Source organism: Mycetocola sp. BIGb0189 (assembly GCF_024810155.1).
GTDB classification, from domain to species: domain Bacteria; phylum Actinomycetota; class Actinomycetes; order Actinomycetales; family Microbacteriaceae; genus Mycetocola; species Mycetocola lacteus.
In genome coordinates this window covers 72,472-86,178 of record NZ_JANUED010000010.1, presented here as the reverse complement: position 1 = coordinate 86,178, position 13,707 = coordinate 72,472, and the positions used below count along the sequence as shown (strand labels likewise).

13 protein-coding genes are annotated in these 13,707 nt (G+C 65.4%); 8 read left to right on the top strand and 5 right to left on the bottom strand.

Annotated elements, in window-relative coordinates; translation table 11 throughout:
• Positions 1-130 precede the first annotated feature (130 nt).
• Positions 131-1,345: an NADP-dependent isocitrate dehydrogenase gene (locus M2390_RS15025; RefSeq protein ID WP_259179922.1), complete on the top strand. Its 1,215-nt coding sequence runs from the start codon at positions 131-133 to the stop codon at positions 1,343-1,345.
• An 87-nt stretch (positions 1,346-1,432) separates the two neighbouring features.
• Here M2390_RS15025 and M2390_RS15020 read toward each other — a convergent pair whose 3' ends face one another.
• The 5 genes from M2390_RS15020 to purU form a co-directional block, all read right to left on the bottom strand.
• Positions 1,433-1,966 carry a hypothetical protein gene (locus M2390_RS15020; protein WP_259179920.1) on the bottom strand — a complete coding sequence of 178 codons (534 nt, stop codon included), beginning with the start codon at positions 1,964-1,966 and terminating at the stop codon, positions 1,433-1,435.
• 83 nt (positions 1,967-2,049) lie between these two features.
• Entirely contained in the window at positions 2,050-3,405 is a 1,356-nt protein-coding gene (locus tag M2390_RS15015; protein ID WP_259179918.1) for an FAD-binding oxidoreductase, read from the bottom strand.
• 94 nt (positions 3,406-3,499) lie between these two features.
• Entirely contained in the window at positions 3,500-3,856 is a 357-nt protein-coding gene (locus M2390_RS15010; RefSeq protein WP_259179915.1) for a YrdB family protein, read from the bottom strand.
• Between the two features lie 61 nt (positions 3,857-3,917).
• Positions 3,918-4,778 carry a polysaccharide lyase family 7 protein gene (locus M2390_RS15005; protein ID WP_259179912.1) on the bottom strand — a complete coding sequence of 287 codons (861 nt, stop codon included), beginning with the start codon at positions 4,776-4,778 and terminating at the stop codon, positions 3,918-3,920.
• A 170-nt stretch (positions 4,779-4,948) separates the two neighbouring features.
• A complete protein-coding gene (gene purU / locus M2390_RS15000) occupies positions 4,949-5,821 on the bottom strand; it encodes a formyltetrahydrofolate deformylase (protein WP_245991850.1) in 873 nt (290 codons plus the stop codon).
• Positions 5,822-5,995: 174 nt separating this feature from the next.
• Between purU and M2390_RS14995 the strand changes: the two genes are divergently transcribed.
• The 7 genes from M2390_RS14995 (at position 5,996) to mnhG (ending at position 13,705) form a co-directional block, all read left to right on the top strand.
• Positions 5,996-7,246 (top strand): MFS transporter, encoded by a 1,251-nt coding sequence (locus tag M2390_RS14995; RefSeq protein WP_259179911.1) that lies wholly within the window; start codon positions 5,996-5,998, stop codon positions 7,244-7,246.
• Between the two features lie 98 nt (positions 7,247-7,344).
• Positions 7,345-10,338: a Na+/H+ antiporter subunit A gene (locus tag M2390_RS14990; RefSeq protein WP_259179910.1), complete on the top strand. Its 2,994-nt coding sequence runs from the start codon at positions 7,345-7,347 to the stop codon at positions 10,336-10,338.
• A complete protein-coding gene (locus M2390_RS14985; protein ID WP_259179906.1) occupies positions 10,335-10,832 on the top strand; it encodes a sodium:proton antiporter in 498 nt (165 codons plus the stop codon). The genes M2390_RS14990 and M2390_RS14985 overlap by 4 nt, the downstream gene beginning before the upstream one ends.
• A complete protein-coding gene (locus tag M2390_RS14980) occupies positions 10,829-12,388 on the top strand; it encodes a Na+/H+ antiporter subunit D (RefSeq protein ID WP_259179904.1) in 1,560 nt (519 codons plus the stop codon). Before M2390_RS14985 ends, M2390_RS14980 begins: the two co-directional genes overlap by 4 nt.
• A complete protein-coding gene (locus M2390_RS14975) occupies positions 12,388-12,969 on the top strand; it encodes a Na+/H+ antiporter subunit E (RefSeq protein WP_259179903.1) in 582 nt (193 codons plus the stop codon). Before M2390_RS14980 ends, M2390_RS14975 begins: the two co-directional genes overlap by 1 nt.
• The gene (locus M2390_RS14970) at positions 12,966-13,229 is read left to right on the top strand and encodes a monovalent cation/H+ antiporter complex subunit F (protein ID WP_121687419.1); all 264 of its coding nucleotides are present in this window, start codon (positions 12,966-12,968) and stop codon (positions 13,227-13,229) included. Before M2390_RS14975 ends, M2390_RS14970 begins: the two co-directional genes overlap by 4 nt.
• A complete protein-coding gene (gene mnhG / locus M2390_RS14965) occupies positions 13,226-13,705 on the top strand; it encodes a monovalent cation/H(+) antiporter subunit G (protein ID WP_081863931.1) in 480 nt (159 codons plus the stop codon). Before M2390_RS14970 ends, mnhG begins: the two co-directional genes overlap by 4 nt.
• The last annotated feature ends 2 nt before the right edge of the window (positions 13,706-13,707 follow it).

The window sequence follows — 13,707 nt, the reverse complement described above, 5'->3', positions numbered from 1 at the left end:
TAGCCCGTGGGCGCGAATACTCTGGATACTGGATGTTCACCCATCGAATCTGTCTCGATGTCGAGATAATTCGCTCGCTCCGGTAAGCTGGCTGATGGCCGGACCCGGCCCGTTTCTGAGGAGCACTCTTATGAGCAAAATCAAGGTTGAGGGAACCGTTGTCGAGCTCGACGGCGACGAGATGACCCGCATCATCTGGCAGTCCATCAAGGACACCCTGATTCACCCCTATGTCGACGTGAACCTGGAGTACTACGACCTGGGTATCGAGTCGCGCGACGCTACCGACGACCAGATCACCATCGATGCCGCTCACGCGATCCAGAAGCACGGCGTCGGCGTGAAGTGCGCAACCATCACCCCGGACGAGGCTCGGGTTGAGGAGTTCGGTCTGAAGAAGATGTGGAAGAGCCCCAACGGCACCATCCGCAACATCCTCGGCGGCGTGATCTTCCGCGAGCCGATCATCATCTCCAACATCCCGCGTCTGGTTCCGGGCTGGAACAAGCCGATCATCATCGGCCGTCACGCCTTCGGCGACCAGTACCGTGCGACCGACTTCCTGTTCCAGGGTGAGGGCACCCTGACCGTTGAGTTCACCCCCAAGGACGGTGGCGAAGCTCAGAAGTTCGAGGTTTACCAGGCACCCAGCGACGGTATTGCCCAGGTTCAGTACAACCTCGACTCCTCGATCCGCGACTTCGCTCGCGCCTCGCTGAACTACGGTCTGAGCCGTAACTACCCGGTTTACCTCTCGACCAAGAACACCATCCTGAAGGCCTATGACGGTCGCTTCAAGGACATCTTCCAGGAGATCTTCGAGGCCGAGTTCAAGGCCGACTTCGACGCCGCGGGCCTCACCTACGAGCACCGCCTGATCGATGACATGGTTGCCTCGGCAATGAAGTGGGAGGGCGGTTACGTCTGGGCCTGCAAGAACTACGACGGTGACGTGCAGTCCGACACCGTGGCTCAGGGCTTCGGCTCGCTGGGTCTGATGACCTCGGTTCTGTCGACTCCGGACGGCAAGGTTGTGGAGGCCGAGGCCGCCCACGGTACCGTGACCCGTCACTACCGTCAGCACCAGGCAGGCAAGCCGACCTCGACCAACCCGATCGCCTCGATCTTCGCCTGGACCCGTGGCTTCGCCCACCGTGGCAAGCTGGACGGCAACCAGGAGCTGATCGACTTCGCGAACACCCTCGAAGACGTCGTGATCAAGACCGTCGAATCCGGCAAGATGACCAAGGACCTCGCGCTCCTGGTTGGCCCGGACCAGGCCTACCAGACCACCGAGGAATTCCTCGCGTCGATCACCGCGAACCTCCAGGCTCGCCTGGGCTAGTCCCCGGTAGCAGCGCGGGCTCATCCCCGGCAAAAACGGCCCCGTCGGATCTTCGGATCCGACGGGGCCGTTTTGGCGTGCGCGAGGCTAGCCGGCGGGTGTGGTTGCCGGGGGCGTGGCGCTCGGGCAGAGCTTGAGGAACGCCGCATCGGCGTCCTTGGCCGCCTTTTCCGCGGTGGAGAGCTTGTCCAGGTCCACCTTGCTGGGATCGGTCTGGCCCTGCTGAAGGACGTTAGCCATCGCGGCGGCGGTGGTGGTGAGTTCGAGGCCGGCCTTGCGGACCTCGTCATTATTGATCGTGTTGAACGCGTTGGAGAGCTCGATGTTGGTGGCGCGCAGGGTCGCGAACGCGCCCGCCGGATCCTCGGTCGGGTTGACCGTGGAGTTTGCCGGATAGGCGGTGTTGAGCGCCTCATTGGCGGTGGCGCAGGCGGTTGCCAGATCCACCGGGTCACCCGTGGGAGAGGTGGTGGGTGAGGGGAAGGGTTCTACCCGGGGTGCCGACTGCGCGGTGGAGGACGGCGAGGGGGCCGGATCGCCGGCCGAACAACCGGCGAGTCCGATCACCCCGACAAGCAGAATCGGAACCAGGGCGAGGCGGCGTGGGGTGAGCAGGTGCATAACAGTCTTTCGGTTCGGGTGCTCGGCGAGCGTAGCAGACCCGACTGGGGGATCACTCCCGGGTGCGTGCGATGCGCCCTACCTCAGGACCGCGCAAACACCTTCCCCGGGTTCAGGATGTTGAGTGGATCAAACGCCAGCTTGATCCGTTTCTGGAGCTCATGCTGGGTCTCGCCCAGTTCCTCGGCCAGCCAGCGCTGCTTGAGCACCCCGATGCCGTGCTCCCCGGAGAGGGTTCCGCCGAGCTCCAGGCAGGCCTGGAAGAGTGCGTGTGCCGCCTCCCAGACGCGTTCGGGCACCTCGGGTCCGTCCACAATCAGGTTGGGGTGCAGGTTCCCGTCGCCGGCGTGGGAGAGCGTGGGAATCGGGATATCGAAGCGCGTGGATACCTCGGCGATCGCATCAAACATCTCGGCGAGCTTGGAGCGGGGGACACTCACATCCTCGATCAGCGGATAACCGAGGGTTTCCAGTGCCGGGTGCATCGCCCGGCGCACGACCAGGAGGTCCTCACCGTCCCGTTCGGTGGCGGCGAGTTCGGCCGTTGCGCCGTGGGCCCGCAGAATCCCCAGCGCCGCCTCGGCGGCCTCGCGCGCATCGGGACCGTCGGTGCGCAGCACCAGCTGGCTCTGTCCGAATGGCGGAGTGGGGAGGCCCAGATGGGCGTGCACGGTGGCGAGGCAGGTCGCATCCAGCAGCTCCATGATGGCCGGGGTGAGACCCGCGCGACCGATCGCGACGGACGCCTCGGCGGCGTCGCGCACACTGGGGAAGTAGGCGGCGATGGTGTGTACCGGCCCGGGAACCGCGCGCCGCAGCCGGACGGTGGCACCCACGATGACGCCGAGAAGACCCTCGGAGCCCACCATGAGTGCTGTCAGGTCGAGGCCGGTGACCCCCTTGACGCTGCGATGTCCCATCGAGATCAGCGAGCCATCGGCGAGGACCACATCGAGGGCCAGCACGGCCTCCCGGGTCACCCCGTACTTGGCGCACAGCAGCCCGCCGGCATTGGTGGCGATGTTACCGCCGACGGTGGAGATGGCACGGGAGGCGGGGTCCGGGGCAAACCACAGGCCGTGCTCGGCGAGCACCGCGTTGAGGTCGGCGTTGATGATACCCGGCTCGATCACCGCGAGCAGGTCCACGTCGTTAATCTCGTGGATCCGGGTCATCCGCGCGGTCGAGAGCACAATCTCTCCGGGACCCGCGGTGGCGGCCCCGGCCAGACCCGTGCCCGCGCCGCGGGTGACCACGGGCACCTGGTGGGTGTGCGCCCAGCGCAGCGTGGCCTGGACATCCTCGACGGATTCGGCATGCACGATGCCGACTGGTGCCCCGGCCGACACGTAGCCCGAGCGGTCGCTGCGAACGATCTCGAGTGCGGCGGGGGAGGTGTCGAGGCGGTCGCCAAGAACCGCGCGCAATTCGGAGAGCATAGGGGCATCCTACCGAGTGCCCGTGTGCGGGCACACTCGTGAGACGCCGGATTACCCGGGCGAACACCGGTGCCGCGCGGACCGCGGCGTGGTGTTACCGGTTGAGGCTACGCAGGCCGTGAACCAGGCCCGAAACGGTGGAGATGACCGCGAGGATCACGGCACCGATCCAGCTACCCAGGTGCCACAGCGCCAGCGAGGCACCAAACATCACGATGATCTCGATCAGCGCGCGACCGAAGACATCAAAGTGGATCACGGCGCGCGGCGACTGGAACAGCGCCCAGATCAGCACCACGAGGGCGGGGGCCGCGATACCAAAGGCGATGTTCCAGGGGAAGGGCCAGGAGGTGAATCCCCAAATCGCGACGATGACCACCGCGGCGAGCTCCAGGAAGAGTCGAAGAATATCGTTGGGAGCAAAGGCGGGGCGAGGGGTTACGTCTGACACCCGCATAGTCTACGGGATTCCGACGCTCAGTCCGGCATCGGGACCCCGCCCGCCGGCTCGCCTAGCTCAGCGAGAGCGCGGAGAACTCCACCCGGGCGCCATTGGTGGCGCTGTCCGAGGAGGACTGGTTGTAGGAACCGGCCTTGAAGTACACGTTGTATCGGTCGAAGGAGGCGGGGATTGGGTAGCTGGTTTCTGTGCCGTTGACACTCACCCGGAGCCGGTGATTATCCACGGTGATCGAATAGGTCCAGTTCTGGCCGAGCGCGACGGTGCCCAGTGGATACATGGTCTGACCGCCGTCGGGAGATTTGGCGACGCCCAGGGTGATCTGTCCGTCGGCATCGTAGAACAGTTCGGTGACCACCTTGGTGGAGGGGCCGCCGGTGCCCAGGTGCACCTGCCCCACGCACACCCGCTTGGTCACATCGGGGACCGCGACGGTGGCGCTGAGAGTGTGGTTTTCGGTGACCTTCCACTCGGCGAGGGAACCGTCCGGGTTCATCTGGCGCAGTTCGCTGCGTCCGTACTGCGAGTGCGGGGTGTGGACCCCGTTTTCGGGTGCCCAGAACGTCATCTGCCCGGCCGAGTTGAGGAAAAAGTAGTCCTGGTTTGTGTAGCCGCCGGTAAGGGCCGTGGGCGAAATGGTGGTGGGGTCGCCCTGGGGGCCGGTGGGCAGCTGCAGCTCCCAGTCGGCGAGGTTGAAGCGGCTGGAGGGTGCGGCGCCGCTTCCCGCGGCCGGTGTACCCGGGGCCGGTGTCGCCTGCGGTGCCGGATGCGTCGCGGAGATCGTGGAGGCGAGTGCCCGCGAATCGGCATGGTGCGGGTGCCCCGGGTGCATCAGGTTCGGGACCGCAACCACCAGTCCGGCGGCCACCAGGACCGTTCCCCCGACCGTGATCAGTGCCGTACGACGCTTCATGAAGACTCCCAATTTTCTGGCCCGGCCGGATGGCTCTGTGGCACCCGTCCACAATGTAGGGTCCCAGGCTTTGGACTCGCCGAGGGTTTGTTGTGTGTTTCTCCGGCCGTGAAAAAACAACGGCGCGCCACCCCGAGGGGCAGCGCGCCGTGGTGTTGGCCGACGTCGATCTAGCGGAAGATGATGGTGCGATCGCCGTCCAGCAGGATGCGGTCCTCGGCGAACCAGCGCACGGCTTGGGTCAGCGTCCGGCTCTCCTCGTCCTGACCGATCGAGATCAGCTGTTCGGGGGAGCGGGAGTGGTCCACGCGCACCACGTTCTGCTCGATGATCGGGCCCTCATCCAGGTCGCTGGTCACAAAGTGCGCGGTGGCACCGATCAGCTTCACGCCGCGGGCGTGCGCCTGACGGTAGGGGTTTGCGCCCTTGAAGCCGGGCAGGAAGGAGTGGTGAATGTTGATGGCCTTGCCGGCGAGTGCCTCGCACAGCTCGGGGGAGAGGATCTGCATGTAGCGGGCGAGGACCACGAGTTCGATGTTGTGCTCCTCGACGGCTTCAAGCACGCGCGCCTCAAACGCCGCCTTGCTCTCGGGGCCGGTGACCGCGTGGGACTCGAACGGGACGCCGTAGAACTCGGCGAGGTCGCCCAGCACGTCGTGGTTGGCGAGCACCAGCGGAATCTCCACCGGCAGCTGCCCGCCGCGCTGACGGAACAGCAGGTCGTTGACACAGTGGCCGGCCTTGCTGGCCAGCACCAGGGTGCGCAGCGGACGACCCACGCGGTCCAGGGTCCAGGTCGCGTCAAAGCGCTCCACGACCGGGGCGAGGGCCGCGGCAAACTCCTCATAGGAGGCGGCGGACTCGACCTGCAGGCGCATAAAGAAGCGGCCGGTGTCGGCGCTGGAGAACTGCTGGCTCTCGGTGATGTTGCCGCGGGCGGCGACGATCGATCCACTCACATCGTGGACGATGCCGGGCTGGTCGGCACATACGAGGGTGATTACCCAGTGGTTCAGTTCTGCGGGGGCGGTGTTGTTGGTCACCGCTCTAGAGTATTGCCTCAACGGGGTAGATGCGTATTCCGGGCCAACCCTGTACCCTGATATATGGTTCCGGCAGTCCCCGAGAGCCCTGGGCGCGCACATCAGCGCGCAGACGAACTCGCCGCCCGAGGCACAGTCCCGGCCCGAGTGAACGCCATTCCGGAAATTTTCCTGATGACCTCTTCAACCACGACACCCGTGCGCTCAAATGCGCTGCCGATGCTGGGTTTGATCGCCCTGTCGGTCTCCGTTTTCCTCTCCATTACCAGCGAGATGATGCCCACCGGGCTGCTGCCCGAGATGAGCGCCGACCTGGGTGTGACCGAATCCCAGGTGGGATTGCTGGTGACCATTTTTGCCTTCACCGTGGTGCTCACCAGCACCACGATGATTCGGGTGACCCGGCGTCTGCCCCGGCACACGCTGATGGTCGCGATCCTGCTGACCCTGGCACTGTGTAACGTGCTGACCGCGGTATTGCCGAGCTATCCGGCCATCGTGTTTGCCCGGATCCTCGGTGGGGTGGCGCACGGTATGTTCTGGTCGCTGACCCCGGCCTATGCCTCGCGCCTGGTGGCCCCGCACCTGATCGGTCGTGCGATCACCATCGCGCTGACCGGCGGAACCCTCGCCATGATCCTCGGTGTCCCGCTGGGCACCGCCCTCGGCCACGCGGTGGGCTGGCGGGTTGCGTTCGGCGCGGTCGCCGTGGCCCTCGCGCTCGGCGCGCTGGCCGTGTTCTTCTTCCTCCCCAAGGTGGCCCAGGACCCGGTCACCCCGAAGGCCGCCAAGACCGATGCCGCCGGTAATAAGGTGCCCGGCTCGGTGCTCCCGGTGGCGCTGATCTGCATCATGGTCGCGCTGACCATGACCGGTTACTACGCCTTCTTCACCTACATCACCCCGTTCTTCATCGGCTTTATCGGGATTCCTGCCGAACTGGTGAGTGTGGCCCTGCTCGGGTTCGGTGCGTTCGGTGCGATCTCGCTGTTCTTTACCGGCGGTATTTTCTCCCGGCTGCCGCTGCGTGGCTTGGCGATCGGCCTGGTCGGCTGTGTGGTGGCGGTCAGCGTGATCGCGATGACCGCGCAGTCACCGATCATCGCCGCCATCGCGATGGCGATCTGGGGATTCTGCTTCGGCCTGATCCCGCCGCTGGCACAGACCCTGATGCTGCGGGCCGCGGCCCCCGAGAACCGAGACAACGCCGGTGCGTTCTACACCACCGCGTTCAACCTGGGCATCGGAGGCGGCGCACTCTTCGGAGGTATTCTGCTTTCGGCATATGGTTTGGGCGCGCTGCCGATCCTCTCGGCCGCCCTCACCGCGGCCGGTTTGGTGCTGTTCCTGATTGCGCGTGGACGGGTGAAGGCGGCGGTTGAGCGCCACTCGCCGACACCGGAATTGGCCGAGGTTTCGGCCTAAACGGGGAATGATCCGGGTTATTTTGTCGTTCAATTACGAAGAAGCTTCCCGGTTTTGATAGGTTAGAAGCTACAGGCCACCTACCTTACGGAGACCTCATGGCGACGATTCTGACCATCTTCCTGATTGTCTCCGTCGCGACTCCATTTCTTGCCAGGTTCCTCAAGAACCATGTTTTCACCGTTGTGGCTCTCGTGCCCGCTGGGGCATTTATTTGGACGTTGCTGCAGGGCGAACAGATCCGCACGCACGGCGAGATCACCGAAACCATCCGCTGGGTTCCCCAGCTGGATCTGGCTCTCGCATTCCGCATGGACACCCTCGCGTGGCTCCTCGCACTGGTTGTCACCGGTGTGGGCACCGTGGTGCTGCTCTACTGCACCCAGTACTTCACCAAGCGGGAGCCGGGACTGGGGCGCTTCGCGGCGTTCCTGTTTGCCTTCGCGGGCACCATGTTTGGGCTGGTCACGGCCGATGACATCCTGCTGATGTTCATGTTCTGGGAGATCACCAGCGTGCTCTCCTACCTGCTGATCGGGCACTACACCGGCAAGAAGGAGAGCCGCGGTGCGGCCCTTCAGGCGCTGCTGGTCACCACGTTTGGTGGCCTGGTGATGCTGATCGGTGTGATCATGATCTCGGTGCAGGTGGGCAGCACCTCACTCTCGGCCATCGTCGCGGCCGGGGTGACCGGCCCGATGGCGGTCACCGCGATCCTGCTGATCATCGTGGGCGCGATCTCCAAGTCCGCGATCGTCCCCTTCCACTTCTGGCTGCCGGCCGCGATGGCCGCGCCCACCCCGGTGTCCGCCTACCTGCACGCCGCCGCGATGGTCAAGGCCGGTATCTATCTGATCGCCCGGCTGGCCCCCGGCTATGCCGACCTACCCGGCTGGAAGCTGGTCCTGATCGGGCTGGGTGTCTGGACGATGCTGGTGGGTGCCTGGCGCTCGCTGCGTCAGTACGACCTCAAGCTGGTGCTCGCCTATGGCACCGTCAGCCAGCTCGGTTTCCTCATGGTCATCGTGGGCTTCGGTACCCCGGATGCCGCCCTTGCCGGTGCCGCGCTGCTGCTGGCTCACGCGATCTATAAGTCCACGCTGTTCCTGGTGGTGGGCATCATCGACCATGCCGCCGGTACCCGAGACTGGCGTCAGCTTTCGGGCCTCGGACGCAAGATGCCTGTACTCGCGGTCATCACCGCGCTGGCGATTGCCTCGATGGCGGGCATCCCGCCGCTGCTGGGCTTCGTGGCCAAGGAGTCCATTTTTGGGGCGTTCCTGCAGGCCGCCGAGGCCGGGGATCCCTATGGTTGGATCGCGCTGATCGGGACCGCGGTGGGTTCGATCCTGACCGTCGCCTACTCGGCCCGCTTCTTCTGGGGTGCCTTCGCCACCCGCACCGCCGCCTGTGTCTCGACCGAGTGGCATAAGCCGCCGACCGCGATCCTGATCGGCCCGGGTGTGCTCGCGGTGGTCTCGGTTCTGCTGGGTATCTTCTCCCCGGCGCTGAACGCCTGGTTGGATCCCTACCCGGAGAGCTTCGACGGCCACCTCGAGGGCCACCTGGCGCTCTGGCACGGTTTCGAGCCGGCCCTGTTTATCTCGATTGCGATCCTGGGCCTCGGTGCCGCGCTGTTCTGGAAGAAGACCCAGGTGGCCCGCCTGCAGGAGGCGCTGCCCCCGCTGGTGGACTCCTCTCGCGGCTACTGGAGCGTGACCCGCGCGGTGGACAAGATCTCCGCCAAGGTCACCATCTTCGGTCAGCGCGGTGGTCTGCCGCAGTACCTCTCGACGATCCTCGTGGTCTTTGTCCTGGTGCTCGGAACCCTCGCCGCGATTGGCAACGTCTGGCCCACGACCTTCCGCCTCTACGACTACCCGCAGCAGGTGGTGATCGCGCTGGTGATGGCCCTGGCCACCCTCGGTGCCGCCTGGACGCGCAAGCGAATGGCCGCCGTGCTGCTGGTTGGTGTCACCGGATTCGGCATGGTGGCGCTGTTCGCCTTCCACGGTGCCCCCGACCTGGCGCTCACCCAGGCACTGGTGGAGACGATCACCATCGTCGCCTTTGTGCTGGTGCTGCGCCGTCTGCCCGGCAACAGTCAGAAGCTCACCAAGCGGGTCCACCGCGGTCGCCGTGCGGTGATCGCGATCGGAACCGGTGTGGTGATGGGGGCCATCGCGCTGATCGCGCTGGGCTCCCGGATCGCCGATCCCATCTCGGCCCAGCTGCCCGAGATGGCCTACTACGAGGGCCACGGCAAGAACGTGGTCAACGTGGCCCTGGTGGATATTCGTGCCTGGGACACCATGGGCGAGATTTCCGTACTCGTGGTGGTCGCCACCGGTATCGCCAGCCTGCTCTTTGTCTCCGGACGGGCCGATAAGGGCCGTCGTGGCCTGCGCCGCCCGGCCACCGCGCTGGGACGCCGCAGCGTCCTCTCCGATCCGGACATCCAGCCCGCCACCCCGGGTGCGCGTCAGTCCTGGCTGGTGAGCGGTGGCAAGATCGCCAGCGCCAACCGCTCGATCCTGCTCGAGGTGCTGGTGCGACTGATGTTCCACCCGGCCATCGTGGTCTCGATCTTCCTGCTCTTCGTGGGCCACAACTCGCCCGGTGGCGGTTTTGCCGGCGGACTCCTGGCGGGTCTTGCCCTGGTCTTCCGCTACCTGGCCGGCGGCCGCTACGAGCTGCGCGAGGCCGTGCCGATCGACGCCGGCAAGCTTCTGGGTGCGGGTCTGGTGCTCGCGGTGGGATCGGCGATCGGATCGCTGTTCTTCGACTCCGAGATCCTCTCCTCGGCCTACCTCTCCGCAGATATTCCGGTTTTGGGATACATCTCCATCGGCACCACCACAATCTTCGATATCGGTGTCTACCTGGTGGTCGTGGGCCTCGTGCTCGACATCCTGCGCTCGCTCGGTGGTGAGGTCGACCGGCAACAGGACGAGGCCGATATCGCCGAGGAAAGCACCGACGAGTTCAGCCCGCGCCAGCAGGTGCCCAACACCGACCTCTGGGCCACGCAGCGCGTGCCCATTGTGCCGGATACCCCGTCCGCGACCGACACCCGAGAGGACAACCGATGAGTGCATCCCTCACCCTCGTCCTGCTGATGTCGCTGATGTACGCGGTGGGCATCTACGTGATGATGGAGCGCAGCCTGACCCGCTTCCTGATCGGCTTCCTGCTGGTGGGTAACGCCACCAACATCCTGATCTTCCTGATGAGCGGACCCAACGGCAATGCGCCGCTGTGGACCGGCGGCCCGGAGGACGCCGACATGGTGGATCCGCTGCCGCAGATCCTGATCCTCACCGCGATCGTGATCAACTTCGGTATCACCGCGTTTGTGCTCGCGCTGATCTACCGCACCTGGTGGCTCGCGCAGCTCGGCGACGAGGGTGACACCCTGCCGGATGACCACGCCCACGACACCGAGGAGGACGCCGAGGAGGCGTTCCGCCAGGTGGATGAGGACGATGAGGCCATTCAACGGGTCCTGGACGCCTCCAACGAACACGAAGATGACCCCGAACCCAACCCGGTTCAGACAGCACGAGACACGGAGGTGGGACGATGAACGCCCTGGTTCCCCTCGTTGTCACGATTCCGCTGCTGGGTGCCGCGATCGCGCTGATCTTCGGTCAGCGTCCGCGCGTGCAGATCTTTGTGTCGCTGATCTCACTGACCCTGGTGACCGCGATTGCCGCGGTCCTGCTGGTGGCCGTGGATCAGACCGGCACCGTTACCGTCAACGTCGGCGGCTGGGCACCGCCCTGGGGTATCGTGCTGGTGGTGGACCGCCTCTCGGCGATCATGCTGCTGGTGTCCGCCCTGATGCTGCTCGGCGTGCTGATCTTCGCGATCGGCCAGGGCATCGTGGACGACGACAACGAGACCCCGGTGTCGATCTTCCACCCCGCCTACCTGGTGCTGTCGGCCGGTCTGTTTGACGCGTTTGTGGCCGGCGACCTCTTCAACATGTACGTCGGCTTCGAGATGCTGCTGGCGGCCAGCTACGTGCTGCTGACCCTCGGCGGTACCGGTGCCCGCATCCGCGCGGGCGTGACCTACATCGTGATCAGCCTGATGAGCTCGCTGCTGTTTGTGGGCGCCATCGCGCTGATTTACGGGGCCACCGGGACCGTGACCATCGCGCTGATCTCCGAGCGGGTGCGCGAGCTGCCGATGGGGGTCCAGGCGATCCTCTGCGCGGCGCTGCTGCTGGGCTTCGCGGTCAAGGCCGCGGTGTTCCCGCTGTCCTTCTGGCTGCCCGACTCGTATCCCACGGCGCCCGCGCCGGTCACCGCGGTGTTCGCGGGCCTGCTGACCAAGGTCGGCGTGTACGCGATCATCCGCACCGACACCGTGATGTTTGTGGATGTGCCGCTACGAATACCGTTGATGGTGGTGGCGTTCTTCACACTCCTTGTGGGCATCATGGGTGCGGTGATGCAGGCAGATATTAAGCGTCTGCTCTCGTTCACCCTGGTCAGTCACATCGGGTACATGATCTTTGGTATCGCGATCGGCGGCGACATCGCGCTGACCGCCACCATCTTCTACGTGGTGCACCACATCGTGGTCCAAACCACGCTGTTCCTGGCGACCGGACTGGTCGAGCGCGTGGGGGGAAGTACCTCCATTTCGCGCCTGGGCGGTCTGCTCAAGGCCGCGCCGTTTGTGGCGGTGCTGTTCTTCCTCGGCGCGCTCAACCTCGGCGGAATCCCGCCATTCTCCGGCTTCCTCGGCAAGATCGGCCTGTTCCAGGCCGGCGTCGAGGAGGGCAGCTGGCTCTCCTACGTGCTGATTGCCGCCGGTGCCGCGACCTCGCTGCTGACCCTGTACGCGCTTGCCCGGGTCTGGAACATGGCCTTCTGGCGCTCGCGTGGTGAGGTCGAGGGCTACCAGTCTCCGCTGCTGGAATCCCTGGCCGAGAGCCCCGAGGACTCGGGGACCGTCGCGACCAAGCAGACCTCGCGTCTGATGGTGGGCGCGACCACCGGAATGGTGGGTCTCACCCTGCTGCTGACCGTGTTCGCCGGCCCCATCTTCGGCTATGCCGAGCGTGCGGCCGCCCAGGTGGAGAACGTGGATAACTACATCTCCGCCGTGTTCCCGGAGGGATCGCCCTAATGCCACAACAGACTCGCGATAAGCACCGCCTCGCCGGGCTCAGCCAGGGCCTGCTGGCCCTCGGTCTGCTCCTGCTGTGGTGCCTGCTCTGGGGCAGCTTCACCCCGCTCACCATCATCACCGGCATCCTGGTCTCGCTCGGGGTTTCGTTCACGTTCTATCTCCCCGGAGTTGAACTCAGCGGCCGGGTCAACCCCTGGCGCGTGATCGTCTTCTTTGTGGTGCTGGCCTGGGACATCCTGCGCGCCTCGATTCAGATCGCCTGGCTGGCCTTCGCACCGAACTTCAAGCCGGGTAACGCGATCGTGGGCATCCCGCTGAACACCCGTTCGGACCTGATCATGTCGTGGACCTCCACGGCGATCTCGATTGTGCCGGGATCCATCGTGGTGGACCTGGACCGTTCGGGTTCGATCCTCTACGTGCACGTGATCGACGTGCACTCCGAGGAAGACATTCAACGCTTCATCCAGGAGGTTCTGGACACCGAACGCCGCCTGGTGCTGGCAATCGGATCCAAGGCCGAGGTGGTGCGGGTCAACGAGCAGCATGCCCTGGCCCGAGGAAGGAAAAACCGATGACCATAATTTTGGGAATCATCATCGCCATGTTTGGTGCCTCGGCGCTGTGTGCGGTGTATCGGATCGTGCGTGGACCCTCGCTGCTTGATCGGGTGATCGCCTCGGACGTGCTGGTTGCGACCGCGATGTGTGCGATGGGTGCCGAGATGGCCATCAACCGTCACACCAACACGCTGCCGGTGATGCTGGTGCTGGCCATGTTCGCGATTGTGGGCTCGGTCAGCGTGGCCCGCTTCATGTCGAATCAGGCCGAAGCGTGACCGGCGAGTGGTGGCGCGACGCCCTGACCATCGCGCTGGTCTTTGCTGCCGCGGTGCTGTGTCTGGCCGCGGGCGTGGGTCTGCTGCGCTTCTCCGACGTGCTCGCGCGTCTGCATGCGGCGACCAAGCCGCAGGTGCTCGGTGTGATCCTGGTGGTGGCCGATGTGATCTTCTCGACCCCCACGATCGGCACGATCACGCTGGGGTTCTCGATCATCCTGTTCCAGGCGCTCACCGCACCAATCTCGGCACACATGGTGGGCCGGGCGGCGTATCGGACGGGTAAGTTCCGCAGCGATGTGCTCTTCCGCGACGAGCTTCGCGGCCGCAACCACCTGCTGGGCCTGGACTACCCGGATCCCGAGGACTACGTGTCCGGCAACACCGTGGCAACCCCGCTGGTGCAGGAGGCTCCGGTCGAGCATGATCCGGTGGTCCCCAACCACGAGCAGACACCCGGAGACACGGCGCGGTAGGC

What these genes read in the sequence shown, in the direction of transcription:
- M2390_RS14970 (WP_121687419.1), top strand. Translation starts at nt 12,966, where the DNA reads ATGACCATAATTTTGGGAATCATCATCGCCATGTTTGGTGCCTCGGCG.
- M2390_RS14995 (WP_259179911.1), top strand. Translation starts at nt 5,996, where the DNA reads ATGACCTCTTCAACCACGACACCCGTGCGCTCAAATGCGCTGCCGATG.
- M2390_RS15005 (WP_259179912.1), bottom strand. Translation starts at nt 4,778, where the DNA reads ATGAAGCGTCGTACGGCACTGATCACGGTCGGGGGAACGGTCCTGGTG.
- M2390_RS15025 (WP_259179922.1), top strand. Translation starts at nt 131, where the DNA reads ATGAGCAAAATCAAGGTTGAGGGAACCGTTGTCGAGCTCGACGGCGAC.
- M2390_RS14975 (WP_259179903.1), top strand. Translation starts at nt 12,388, where the DNA reads ATGCCACAACAGACTCGCGATAAGCACCGCCTCGCCGGGCTCAGCCAG.
- M2390_RS14980 (WP_259179904.1), top strand. Translation starts at nt 10,829, where the DNA reads ATGAACGCCCTGGTTCCCCTCGTTGTCACGATTCCGCTGCTGGGTGCC.
- M2390_RS14985 (WP_259179906.1), top strand. Translation starts at nt 10,335, where the DNA reads ATGAGTGCATCCCTCACCCTCGTCCTGCTGATGTCGCTGATGTACGCG.
- M2390_RS15020 (WP_259179920.1), bottom strand. Translation starts at nt 1,966, where the DNA reads ATGCACCTGCTCACCCCACGCCGCCTCGCCCTGGTTCCGATTCTGCTT.
- M2390_RS15015 (WP_259179918.1), bottom strand. Translation starts at nt 3,405, where the DNA reads ATGCTCTCCGAATTGCGCGCGGTTCTTGGCGACCGCCTCGACACCTCC.
- M2390_RS14990 (WP_259179910.1), top strand. Translation starts at nt 7,345, where the DNA reads ATGGCGACGATTCTGACCATCTTCCTGATTGTCTCCGTCGCGACTCCA.